Annotated in this window: 7 protein-coding genes; 1 reads left to right on the top strand and 6 read right to left on the bottom strand. The window is 46.4% G+C overall.

The genetic code is table 11. The features are described from left to right. The first annotated feature begins 35 nt into the window (after positions 1–35). Positions 36–2,696: a cation-translocating P-type ATPase gene (locus NC99_RS08790; protein WP_053182435.1), complete on the top strand. Its 2,661-nt coding sequence runs from the start codon at positions 36–38 to the stop codon at positions 2,694–2,696. A gap of 92 nt (positions 2,697–2,788) precedes the next feature. Here the strand turns inward: NC99_RS08790 and NC99_RS08785 are convergent, their stop codons facing one another. From NC99_RS08785 to NC99_RS08760, 6 genes are all read right to left on the bottom strand, one after another. Beyond that, positions 2,789–3,778 (bottom strand): DUF4973 domain-containing protein, encoded by a 990-nt coding sequence (locus NC99_RS08785; protein ID WP_053182517.1) that lies wholly within the window; start codon positions 3,776–3,778, stop codon positions 2,789–2,791. 21 nt (positions 3,779–3,799) lie between these two features. Continuing rightward, complete coding sequence (locus NC99_RS08780; RefSeq protein WP_204374952.1) at positions 3,800–5,854, bottom strand: RagB/SusD family nutrient uptake outer membrane protein; 2,055 nt, start codon at positions 5,852–5,854, stop codon at positions 3,800–3,802. An 11-nt stretch (positions 5,855–5,865) separates the two neighbouring features. Continuing rightward, positions 5,866–8,943 carry a SusC/RagA family TonB-linked outer membrane protein gene (locus tag NC99_RS08775; protein WP_053182511.1) on the bottom strand — a complete coding sequence of 1,026 codons (3,078 nt, stop codon included), beginning with the start codon at positions 8,941–8,943 and terminating at the stop codon, positions 5,866–5,868. Between the two features lie 25 nt (positions 8,944–8,968). Beyond that, positions 8,969–10,396: an IPT/TIG domain-containing protein gene (locus tag NC99_RS08770; protein ID WP_204374951.1), complete on the bottom strand. Its 1,428-nt coding sequence runs from the start codon at positions 10,394–10,396 to the stop codon at positions 8,969–8,971. Between the two features lie 735 nt (positions 10,397–11,131). Then, complete coding sequence (locus NC99_RS08765) at positions 11,132–12,127, bottom strand: FecR family protein (RefSeq protein ID WP_053182428.1); 996 nt, start codon at positions 12,125–12,127, stop codon at positions 11,132–11,134. Positions 12,128–12,218: 91 nt separating this feature from the next. Next, complete coding sequence (locus NC99_RS08760; RefSeq protein WP_053182425.1) at positions 12,219–12,806, bottom strand: RNA polymerase sigma factor; 588 nt, start codon at positions 12,804–12,806, stop codon at positions 12,219–12,221. Positions 12,807–12,937: the final 131 nt, after the last annotated feature.

Raw genomic sequence — 12,937 nt, 5'->3', positions numbered from 1 at the left:
GTTGAAACCCAGAACCTCGGAACAAAAACTACTGCATGAGTGAGAAATCCAAACAGTCGCAAGCACATACCCGATCTGCAGACCAGACCCTTGAAGCCTGGTCTGCTTCCAAAGAAGGACTGTCGCCACAAGAAGTGAGAAAAAGGCAGCAAGAGTTTGGCCCAAATAAGCTTCAGGAAAAAAAACAAAAAAGCTTGTTCCGGCTGGCTATTGATCAGCTCAACAACCCAATTATTTACTTGTTGACGGGTGCTGTCATCGTTTCCTTAATTTTCAACGATATTCCCGAAGCGATCGCGATTCTGATTGTCATTTTACTGAACACCGCGATTGGATTCTGGATGGAATACCAGGCACGAAAGTCGGTTGACGCGCTTAAGAAGCTGGATCAGCTGGAAACCCACGTCAGAAGAGACGGGAAAAGCCAAAAGATCAATGCCGAAGAATTGGTTCCGGGCGATATTCTGGTGCTCGAATCAGGAGATTTGGTGCCGGCAGATGCCCGGATTCTTCAAGCCTCGGAGCTTGCAGCCGATGAATCCCCACTCACCGGAGAATCAGTTCCCACTGAAAAATTCACCGATCAGCTGAACGAAGAGACTCCCCTGGCCGAACGAACCAACATGCTGTTTAAAGGAACAGCCATCACCAGTGGAAAGGGCGAGGCCATGGTAACCGCCATTGGCCACCAAACCGAGATTGGAAAAGTTTCGGACATGGTTGATGAAACAAAAAGGGAAGAAATTCCACTGAACAGAAAACTGGCCAAATTGTCGCACCGGTTAATCTGGTTTATTTTGGGGTTGGCTGTGCTGTTCTTCATTTTTGGCTGGTGGTCGGGCAAAGAAATTTACCTGCTCCTGCAAACGTCCATTGCCTGGACTGTCGCGGCCATCCCTGAAGGGCTCCCCATTGTTGCCAGCATTGCCTTGGCCCGGGGCATGCTGCGCCTGGCTAAACGCAACGTGATTGTCAAAAAGCTGGAAGCCGTGGAAACCTTGGGTGAAACAACCGTCATTTTCACTGACAAAACAGGCACATTAACCAAAAACGAACTCACGGTGAGCCTGATGGAATACCCGGGCAAATCGATCGAGGTGGAGCAGACAGAAGAAGCAAAATACAATCTTTCGGATACAGAAGCTTCAGAAAATGAAAACTTTCAACATTTATTCAAAATTTCAGTATTCTGCAACGATGCCGAATGGTTAAACGAACGTGAATTGAAGGGCGACGCACTGGATGCGGCTCTGCTTCAGTTTGCCAAATCATTCCATCCTGAACACTACGAAAAGTTGACGAATACTGAACGGATTCACGAAGATCCGTTTGATTCGGAATCAAAGTTTGTGGGAACCGTTCATCAGGAAAAAGACATCCTCTATGTTGCGGCAAAAGGGGCTGCCGAACCTATTTTAAGCCGATCGGCAAAGTACCTGGATAACGGCAAAGAAGTGCAACTAAATGAGCAAGCGAAAAGTGACTGGTTGAAAAAGAACCGCGAACTTTCAGAAAGCGGACTTCGAATTATTGCCTATGCCTACCGCCAGGATGATCTCAGCCAAAAAGATCAGTTGAAGGCCAGAGAGGATTTTGTAGAAGAAATGGTTTTTGTTGGGTTTATCGGCTTTATCGATCCGGCTCGAAAAGAAGTTCAACCGGCCATTGAAAAGTGCCACCAGGCTGGCATTAAGGTGGTGATGGTTACCGGCGACCATCCGGGAATTGCTCGAACAATTGCCCATGAAGTTAACTTGACCGACAACGGCCACGAACAGGTGATTGAAGGTAAAAACCTGGATGAAAAGGAAAGCGAAATCATCAACTCACCACTATTTGCACGCGTCGATCCCGGACAAAAGTTAGACATTGTGGAACACTACAAGAAGAAAGGGGAGATTACAGCCATGACCGGTGATGGAATCAATGATACCCCGGCGCTAAAGATGGCCGATATCGGAATTGCCATGGGCGACAAAGGAACACAAGCCGCGCAAGATGTTGCGGACATGGTGTTGAAAGACGATTCGTTTTCATCCATTGTCGACGCCATCGAACAAGGCCGCGTGATCTTTGGCAATATCCGCAAATTCGTCCTGTATCAACTGTCCTACCACCTGGCCGAAATCCTCATCATCGCCGGAATCAGCTTTACGCTGTTTCACCTGCCTCTCCTACCCTTGCAGCTGCTTTTCCTGAACCTACTATCCGATGTGTTTCCGGCCCTCGCCCTTGGCATCGGCAAAGGCGATGCCACCATCATGCAGCAACCGCCAAAAAATCCGGATGAACCCATTATCAACCGAAATAACTGGATTGCGATCTCCGTTTACGGAATGATCATGGCCCTTGTCATGATCGGAACTTATTTGGTCGCCTTCGATCTTTTAAACGAATCAAAAGAAACAGCCAATACCATCACCTTCTTCAGCTTGGCAGTGGCGCAGTTGCTGCATGTTTTCAACATGCGTGATCCACAGGAAAAAATCTTTAATAACCAGGTCGTAAGAAATAAATACATCTGGCTGGCTTTAGGAATCTGCGCCATCATGTTGTCAATCGCCTATTTGACACCATTACTTCATGAAGTACTATCCTTCGAACAATTGACCCTGGTTCACTGGGGATTGGTTGCACTATCAAGCTTTTTGGTTCTACTGATTACTCAGCTGGTCAAAAAAATATTCAGGCTATAGCAAAAAAGGGATGAAGGCCATTGCTATCTGCAAAAAAAGGATGTTGCCTGAGGCAACATCCTTTTTTACAATCATTCAGAGCATACAATCTACTACCACTCAATGGCCTGATCTTCATCAGGTATCTGGGTATTGATCTTGCGTTCCAGAATCAGCGAACCACGCACGGTATACGCTATGCTTGCGTTAGGCACCGAAGTGTAATCCGTAAAACTGTAATCGATTTTGCTGATGGTAACATAGCGATGCAGCAGATACGGACGTGTAGCATCCATGGTTTCTTCCACGGAAAATACCGGAGTGCCATATACCTGAAACTCCATATCCGGATTATCAGCAGTCAGCGTTACCTGCTTGGTTTGTTCGTTGAAGGTCGCGTAAATCTTGTAGTTTTCGCGGTCTGTCCGGTTCTCGTCAACCGTGCCGGCATAGAAGAAAACCGTGTTTTCGTCAACCACATACACATCAACTTCACTTTTCACAATGGCCGCGTCGCCTTCATAACCTTTTAAGAAGGTCTTGAGTGCCGTGCCGCTGTAAATACCGGAATAATCGTTGAATGGCATCACCCGAAGCAAAGCTTTTCTGTAGTGCTTCCTTGGGTGAGGAACATAGTCGTATGAGGCGTCATCGACCACGGTCAAAGGTAGCAGCCATTTGTCAACCAAATCGATATCATTCAACGTGAAGTCAATATCCAGCAACGAAGTGTTCTCCCCAGCCACAACCTCAACGGTTTCCGGCATCGAAAAGTACTCGCTTGTCAGCTCCTCGTAGTAAAGCTCAGTACGGCTCTGGAACTGTTCCATGTTTAAAGCATCCAAAGTATCACGGTCTACCGCCACATGAACAGTCATATTCTGGTCGTTGGTTGTTGATCCACTTACAACGACGGGCAACCGGTAAGTTGAGATACTATCCTCCCGATAGCGAACGTAAATGCGTGTCACGCCTTGCTCATTCAAGGGAGCTTTAAAAGCAACGTAACGCTCATACTGCTCTTTGGTCCATTCATCTTCGCAAGAGCTAAACAAGAGAAGTCCAGCCAGCAAGGATAACAGTATATTATATTTCTTTTTCATATCCATCTATCTTTTTAAAGATTAGTCATTATAAGTCCATCCCGGGTTCTGCGTCAGGCGTTTGTTCCGCTTCAGTTCACTGTGCCTGATTGGCCAGAACCACATTTTACGCGAGAAGGTCGATTGAAGCGCCCACTCAGCCACCGGCGTGTGAAACAAGTCTCTTTGATCACTGGTCATCAACACGTTGCAACCATAGATTGGTAAAGATTCTTCTACAGGTGCATCTTTCCAACGACGCAGATCGTAGTAACGTTGTCCTTCGCCCATCAGTTCTACCTGGCGCTCACGTTTCACCGTTTTGCGAAACTCATCCTGGCTGGCATAAACTTCGGCCGGATAGTCTGGCACACCACCACGAATCCGGACAGGGCGAATGCCCTTTTTCATCTCGTTGACATCACGACTAATCGCGTAAGTTGTGCTTCCATCCCATGATGGAATATTATACGATCCGGTCAATTCATTCAAAGCTTCGGCATACATCAGCAGAATATCTGCGTAACGAATCGCTGGTTCGAGTTTGGGAACAATGCGCCCAATTTGTCCATCGCGGTAGGTGTCGCGTGGGTGTACAAACTTCATCACGCCAATACCGGTACGCAGCCAAAACATGGTATTGGTATAACCGTTCCCATCGCCACGGTAATAAAACACCTGTTGTTCCTTGTTCCAGCTGTCAGGCTCATTTTCGAGGTGCCAAACACTGCCATTATAAGCTACCGACGCATAGAAGCGAGGTTCGCGGTTGGCATACTGCAGGGAAACACCTTCTCTCAGTGGCTTGTATAAGCCATTGTCCACATCATCCTGTGTGACATAACCGGAAACACGATCGCTACCATCGCCTCTTCCAATCTCCTTGTCTTTACCCGGAGCATCCGTTCCATCGTTCATGTAGTAGGCATCAACCTGCTTCTGTGTTAAACCTTGGGTATTCCAGCCGTTGGCCACACGGGGTAACTGGTGTGCTACCATCGCCTGCCCGTTCTCACCGCCGTTATCTCCCCGCGTGAAGATCAGTTCGGGATTTTCGGCACCGGCAGTACCATTAAATACAGACCGATACGACTCAAACGGGTCAATATTCTTCCAGCCTTCCGGCCAGTTTTTGTCTGAGAATTCTGCATCGTAAGGTGGAACAATAGTTGGAGGATAGGAAGAATTCCCCGTTTCGCGAAAGCTGGCCGTGTAGAGTTCATACACCCCAAGTTCCATGACATCTCTGGCAGCAGCTGCTGCTCTGGCCCATTTCTCCTCGTCGTAAGTGGTTGACAGCAATTGGTTGCCTTCATCATCCACCAGTTCCATGGCATAATCATCGGTATTGCCATTCATCAAAGGACTGGCCGCATACAACAGCACTTTGGCGCGGGTAGCCAGGGCTGCTCCGCGCGTTGGGCGGGCAATGGCCAAACGATCGCGGCTCACTTGCAAATCCTGCGCTGCCAGCAACATTTCGCTGGCAATATACTCTGCACACTCCTCATACGTACTGCGGGGAGTGGCTACTTCGTCGTAGCTGTCAGTATAGTCAATCCCTTCATCCGGCAATAATGGAATGGGGCCATACTTGCGTAGAAGAAGCCAATAATAATAGGCCCTTACAAAGCGCGCCTGTGCTTTGTAGTCAGCGATTTCTTCCAATGTCATCTCCTCATTGATGTCGATGTTATGAATGAAAGTGGTGGCATTGCGAATGCCCCTGTAGGATTGAAGCCAGCTGCCTTGCTTCTCATTCTCAGAATACATACCGGTGTGAAACTCGTTGTATGACAATGCTGAGGCATTACTGATGTCGTAATTGGCATCGCGGTCGCCATAATACATGTCGTCGGCAAAGCAATGCGGCGTATATCCCTTACTGGCCACATCGGCATTCTCATCGCGCAGGTCAGAATAGGCATGTGCCAGCCACTCTTCCGAATACTGCTTACTCGAGAATGCTTTATCCAGCGTCATCCGATCCTTAAAATACTGGTCAGACTCCAGATAGTCAGCACAGGAAGAGAGCACGCTCACGCCCAGCGCTGTAATTAATAGAAGATACAGTGTCTTCATTTTATTTCGTTTCATTTGATAAGATTTTACAGATTAATGTTTAGTCCAAGCGTGATTGATTTCGTCAGCGGATACTCTTCACCGCGTGGATTAGCCATTTCCGGATCCCACAGTTTGAATTTGGACCAGGTCAGCAGGTTGGTACCTACCACAAATATGCGAATGTTATTGCAGTGCAGCTTGTTGACCACCTGTTTGGGAAGCGTGTAACCTACATCAACTGTCTTCAAGCGAAGGTAGGCTCCGTTTCGCAGCCAGTAAGTTGACTCACGGTAATTGTTACCATTTCCGCCAAAGCTCAAGCGCGGGTAGGAAGCATTGGGATCTTCTGTTGCCGGATCGCCGGAGATCTCAGAAGAAATCCAGCGGTTGGGTCCCATCAGGTCTTTCAATACGGTTCCCCATTCGCCTTCGCTGAAGGCGTAAACCGTTTTTCCGTAGATAAAGAAGCTAGACTTTCCGGCTCCCTGGAAGTGAACATTCACGTCCAGGCCTTTCCACCGGGCCGATGATCCAATACCGTAGATCAGGTTTGGCCGGCGGGTTGCACCAATGGCCACACGGTCGCCATCGTTGATCACACCATCACCATTGACGTCCTTGTATTTGATGTCTCCCGGCTGGTAGGGTCCAAACTGCTGCTCGGGGCTGTTGCGGATATCATCATAATCTTCGAACAATCCCAAGGCAATTAAACCTCGGGCCTGGTCAACACGGTAGCCTCTTTCCATTTGATAAGGATAAACATTGTTTTCCTCATCCCGCTCCAGGATCTCATTTTTACTGTAGGTGAAGTTACCCCTGACGGTCATATCGACCTCACCTACTTTTTGCTTGTACGCCACGCGGCCATCAAAACCTTCCGACTTTACAGCTCCCACATTAGCTCTTGGAGCACTTTCAAGCCCCACCATTTGCGGAAGGTAATTACGTGCCATGTAGATTCCTTCACGCTTCTCATCAAAATAGTCCACAGTGGCACTGAAACGGTCGTCAAACAGCGAAAGGTCTAAACCAAGGTCACTTTTGGTCGCTACTTCCCAGGTAACGTAAGGAGATGCCACTTGAGTGAACCTCATACCCGTATAATTCCGATCGAACGAATAGTCGGCCCATTCATAACCAGCACCGCCACCCTCAATAGTATAGAGGTACGGGAAACGCTCATTGCCCATGTTATCATTACCCACCTTTCCGTGCGAGTAACGAATTTTGAACATGTTCACCCACTTGAAATTATTCTTCACGAAACCTTCTTCCGCCACGTTCCAGGCGAATGAGTAGGCGGGGAAGAATCCAAACTGGTGTCCTCTGGCAAAGTTCTCCGAGCCAGTGTACCCAAAGTTGAAGTCGGCAAAATAGCGAAGGCTCCAGTTGTAGGCAACACGTCCCGCAAGCCCTTGGTTTCGCTCAGCAACCCCGTTTTTCAGATCATCTCCCAGGTTTTGTGTACGAACAAAAGAGTCTTGGGTATATTTCACCGTTCCGCTAAAGTGATGCGCTTTCAAACCGCGATCGTAGTTGAACATCAGGTTCAAAAATTCGCGTCGATCACCCGATGAACCACTTTCCTGATACATCTCACGAGGATTAGCAATATGGGTAAACACCAGGTTTCCTTCTGAATCGCGTGCCCGCTCGGCTCTCCACTGCTCTGGCCATTTGCGGCGGTTGATGTTGTTGTAGTTGTTGGTATCGTAGCCGAAAAGTCCGGTAAAACGAAGGCCGTCGGTCACAAAATCCAGATTCTGCTCCAACGCAACATTGGTCTGGATTTTATTTTCCCAGTGCTCATTAAATCCGGTTTGCGTGGCAGCCACCCAAGGGTTGGTCTGGTTACCTGTACCAACGGCCGGTACAAATCCATTCGAATACACAACCGGGGTACGGGTGGGTGAATAGCCAAACAGCTCACCCCAAACATCGTTGTCACCCAAGCCCGGGCTGTTGCGCTTGGCCAACGATCCGGAAACACCAACTTTTAACAAAGTGGTTTTCGTGATATCGAGATCCGTATTTAAACGATAGTTCCAGCGCATGTAGTTCGCATTGGTGTCGTAGTCATCTCGCAGTGAGCTGTCTGTATTGTACATCCCTTCCTCTTCCACATAACTGGCCGATACATAATAACGGGCCGTTGATCCACCACCATTGATATTCAAGTTGGCCCGGTGGCTCATCGCGCCGTCGCGAAGCAACAATCCTTTCCAATCAACATTGGGATACAAATCAGGATCCAGTCCCAAACGTAGGATTTCGAGCTCCTCAGGCTGATAAATAGGTGCCTGATTACGGGTAATCCGCGATTCGTTTAGCAAATTGGCGTAGGTATTTCCATCCACAAAGTCCGGTGTGATCGTCCTGGTGTTGTACGAATTTTCAATCTTCACATCAATATTCACCTTACCGGCTTTACCTCTCTTGGTGGTGATCAGAACAACGCCGTTAGCACCCTTCGAACCGTAAATGGCCGTTGCAGAAGCATCTTTCAGAACCGTGAAGGATTCAATATCTTCGATATTCAGCTCGTTCAAATCACGTTCAAAATCGTCAACCAACACATAGGCGCCTGAGCTGGCACCAAAGGTCGAGATTCCACGAATCCAGAATTCCGAGATATTTTTTCCGGGTTGTCCTGAAGTGGTCATGGCCATGATTCCCGGCACATTACCAGCCAGGGCATTGGACAAATTTGAAGAAGGAGTCGATTTCAGATCTTTCATATCGATGGTCGTAATGGCACCGGTTACCGAGATCTTTTTCTGTGCTCCCGTTCCCGTCACGACAATCTCGTCCAATACACTATCTTCTGACTCCTGCATCGTGATGTTCACCACACGCTGCTCCTTGATCAGTACACTTACTTTTTCGAATCCGATATAGGAAAAAGTCAATTCTTTATAAGCAGGCATCTTAATCTTGTAATTTCCGTCACCGTCGGTAATTGTACCCAAACCGGGAACATCGATTACGTAGACACTTACACCTGGCAGTGGTTCATTATTGGCATCGGTTACGATACCGGTTACTTCAACGGTCTCCTGTGCAAATACACCGATCGAGAAACCGAGAAACAACATACCTAGTATTAAATATTTAGTCATAAAATCAGTCTGTTTATTTTTTGGTTTATTCATCCTCCAAGGCTATTTTGCGGAGACGACGGTTCTGGTGATCCATCACGTAAAACGCTTTTTCTGCCTCATTGTAGGCCAAGCCTGTGGGTTGGTCAAAACGGGCTTCCTGGCGCAAATCTCCCTCAACATACCCCCAGGGATCGGGGTTGATGCTGGAGCTTCCGCGACCCGCAAATGTGGTCACCTTGCCCTCAGGCGTTAAGATGCGGAGATCGTGATTGTGCTGCTCGGTAAAGTAGAAGTCATACTCATCAGCTTCACCGGCATAGTCAGGATTTTTCACAAATACGCCCTGATAAGGATTTCTTAAGCGTGCTTTCGATCCCACACCGTCTTCCCAACCTCCGACGCGAGGCTCACCGCACACCAAATAAGGCTGGCTGAAACGTTGCTCATCCCAGTTGTAGTCGGTGCGTAATATATAGTGTTGATTGACAACTACGATATAAGCATAGTTTCCTGAGGGGTGAATCTGAACATTGAACTCCCACCCATTGTCCTGAACCAAGAATAAAGTTTCATAATCTTTCGTTCCTAATCCTGCATCACCAATAATTGGTTTTGAGTTCATGACATCGAACCGGTAGAATTCGCCTTTTTCATAGCCATTGAAATACATTTCGCCATTCACCGGGTGAACTGAAGCGCCGTTGCAAGCCCGCGATGTGGTCAAAATCTGTGGGTCTTTAAATCCATTGGCTCTTGACATGATGGACGTACTGATGCCATTCGGATCCCACTGGTCATGCGACACAATCATATATTCTCCGTCTATGGAGAAGTCCAGACTACGTATCCGCCACCAGTTTCCTGCCGAAGAGGTGAGGTGCTGGGTGACCGTGCTATCCGCGAAATTAATCAGGTAAATTCCGGGGCCATGGTCATACGACACATAAAGATGATCTGGATTCAAGGGGTCAAACTTCATGAAAGCGGGTTCACGAAATCCGGCCGCATCGTCGAAGTGCCCATTAATCCATCCTTGATCATCCCGATCGTTTCTAAAGCCAGCCAGCGTGCTTACGACCATTTTTCGCTCATAGGCAAATACCTCTGACCCTACAGCCAATGGCTCCGGACGGTCGCCCATATAGATTTCAATCGTACCGTCATAAGCTTTTTCAGGTACAAGACAATAAAGGCTTTCCCCATTCACGCCAATCACAATGGCTTCCTGGCCACCAATAAACACGCGAATCAATTCTGGGTCATTTCCAAAGTTTTCACCATAAATCACCAATCGTTGACCAACACCACCCGTTTTGGGTGTAAAGTCTGAAACCACGATCGGTTTCGATGGATCATAAGGCGGGGTCGTTTGAACCGGGTCATCATCCGAGCAGCTTGCAAAGCTGAAAACAAAAAATGCCAGCATGATAAAATGAATGGTCCCGCGACCTTTTGTAATGAAATTTTTCATTCTCATAATCATTTAGGTTAACAAAATTGATAAAGTGCTCCCTGGCGTGTACCTGTTTTGCAAACAAGTTAAGTGCATGTCCAGGGCAGGCACCGTTTTTTTCAAAGAGTAAAATGAAAGGATTTCCTCGCCCCGTTCAGGCAAGTGGTTACGTTTTTTGTTTTTTCTCATAATTTTCACTTAGGTTTTCAATTTAGAGTTCATACAATGAATATTTAGGTTTACTATTATTGTTGAGCATTTTGAATAGTGATTTTATTTTCAATATCTCATGAGGGGACCACAAAAGCCAGGCTACTGGTCATGCAGGAAATTCGACGCCGAAGGATGTTCGGAACTTGTACCAAGCAAGCAAGAGTTTAGGAACTACGCACTACCTGAACAAAAAATTCACAACTGTAAAAATCGAACAAACCTTGAAATGACCAACAGAATTGGCTCACAAATAGTCGCTTAAGTCTTTGTGCAGTATGAAAGATATCCGTGACCTGAGAACAGCCCGGTAAAAGTTTCCTTCCGAAGTTGAATTAGATCATTTGTTTTTTTCATAAATTTGGTTCGTTAACGGTTATTCGATTAGTGCTTGCGTAAACCGACCAGTTCATGAAGCATTAATCAACTTAGCTATTTTTCTAAGAAGGGGGTAGATCGGCAAAATCTGCTCCCTTTCTTTTTCTTGTTTTTTAGGTTTTAGTTTTCGATCACTTTATCTTCGTTTTGATCTCAATCGATTCGTTAAATCGACTGATGATTTGTTTTCTCAATCGTTTTTATTCGACCGCTACAATCAAATTGAGTCTGATTATGATCGTAGAGCATCACCAAATTTTTTCCTTTTTCAATCAGTAGCTTGTCCAATGATTCGCTCTTTTGATCCATCAACCGATCATTTTTCCACGAAATAAGCGGTTGCGGATCGACATTCGGACTAATCACCAGGCGTGGTTGCGCGTAACTCAAAACCGCTCCGTTCTGCTGCTTATAAAAAGTTGCTTTGTACTTACGACCAAGCGACACATCGCTGGTAATTTCTTCAGTCCTGTGCTTGAGCCAAACTTTTCCTTCAACCAAAATAGCCTCAATGGTCGGCTCATCACAGTAGGCTTTCACATTAAATTCAGTTTCTCCACCCTGAACCAATAAGCCAAAAGCATCTACCACGAAAGGGTTTTCTTTATTTTTTGCCACCTGAAAATATCCTTCGCCTTCCAGCTTCACCAAGCGATTGTCCTGATTAAAACTGGTTGAATAGGTCAGTTTACTCCCGGCATTTAACCAAACGACCGTACCATCCGGCAACACAACCTGGGTTTTGGCTCCATCCGGCGCTACAATCTCACTGTAGGAAACCGGAGGTCGTTCAATGGCATGTCTTTCATTCAAAAAATAGGTGGTTAATCCGCTAACCACAAGGGCCAGCACCAAGATTGCTGCCGCAGGCAGTAAGCGATAAAGGCCCGGCAGTTTCCTGATGACCAGCTTTGGCTCAGTCGTCTCCCGGTCCATTTTACATTCGAGACTCTGAAACAGGCGAGCTTTGTCGAAAGGAACCAATTCCTGATAATCCTGCGCATCCAACTTCCGGTACATGGTATTTTCAATTTCCGAAGTCGTGGCTTCGTTTTCAACCAATTGTTCCAGTTCGTTCAGCTCGCTGGCTGTACAATCTACTGCCTGAAATTTATCAAGCAGCTGTTTAAAACGCTTTTCTATGTTTTGATTATCTTCCATCTCACTATCACATACAAGTAGCTTTAAAAAGCTACTCACGTCATTTTAAAAAAAATTCAACTTTATTTACAAAAATCTCAATCACTTTGCCTTAAATAAAACAAAGACAGCCAATTATCAGGATCAAGTAGTCATCCTTTAAATGTTCTTTCAGAAATTTAGTTGCCCGGTACACCTGGTTTTCAACCGTTCGCACCGACAAACCCAATTTTTCCGATATTTCAACATTTGAATATCCTTTCAAGCGACTCAAAACAAAAATTCTTCTTTTCTGCTCAGGCAATTTATTGAGCACGTCCTGAACTTTATCACTCAGCTCATTTCGCCTGAACGCTTCCTCGGGCGTTTCGCTAAAAACCGGATCGAGACTCATCAAATGCTCTTCGTACTTTTGACGCACAATCTGGTGTTTCAGATGATTAAATACCCGGTTGACCGTCATTTTATAAAGGAAACTTCTGAACGACTTCTCTTCGTCAATTTCGTTCCTGATTTCCCAGAGTCGAAGAAAAACGTCCTGAACAATTTCTTCGGTATCATCCGAATCTTTCAGGTAGGAATAGGCAAAATGAAAAAGACGCTCACTGTAAGCATCAAAAATCAGCTGAAAAGCCTGCCGGTCTCCATCCTTTAGTTTTCGGAGTAATTTCCTGTCGATATGTTTAGATTCTTTCGCCAATCGTCTTTTTTGTTTTCGGGCTACAGCAAATTGTTATGGCAATTTGCCTTGCTGCGGCCCTTTCTATCCGTCATTCAATCCTTCACGCTCAAATCCTGCTTCAACTAACGGTTGATCAGTTCCACATTTTG

This window comes from Sunxiuqinia dokdonensis, from assembly GCF_001270965.1.
Lineage (GTDB): Bacteria > Bacteroidota > Bacteroidia > Bacteroidales > Prolixibacteraceae > Sunxiuqinia > Sunxiuqinia dokdonensis.
Note: the sequence above shows the minus strand (reverse complement) of the source record. Positions and strands in the feature narration are given on the sequence as shown.

Bases quoted from the DNA above. Each gene is read 5' to 3' on its own strand.
- NC99_RS08780 (WP_204374952.1), bottom strand. From the start codon at position 5,854: ATGAAACGAAATAAAATGAAGACACTGTATCTTCTATTAATTACAGCG.
- NC99_RS08775 (WP_053182511.1), bottom strand. From the start codon at position 8,943: ATGACTAAATATTTAATACTAGGTATGTTGTTTCTCGGTTTCTCGATC.
- NC99_RS08785 (WP_053182517.1), bottom strand. From the start codon at position 3,778: ATGAAAAAGAAATATAATATACTGTTATCCTTGCTGGCTGGACTTCTC.
- NC99_RS08765 (WP_053182428.1), bottom strand. From the start codon at position 12,127: ATGGAAGATAATCAAAACATAGAAAAGCGTTTTAAACAGCTGCTTGAT.
- NC99_RS08770 (WP_204374951.1), bottom strand. From the start codon at position 10,396: ATGAAAAATTTCATTACAAAAGGTCGCGGGACCATTCATTTTATCATG.
- NC99_RS08790 (WP_053182435.1), top strand. From the start codon at position 36: ATGAGTGAGAAATCCAAACAGTCGCAAGCACATACCCGATCTGCAGAC.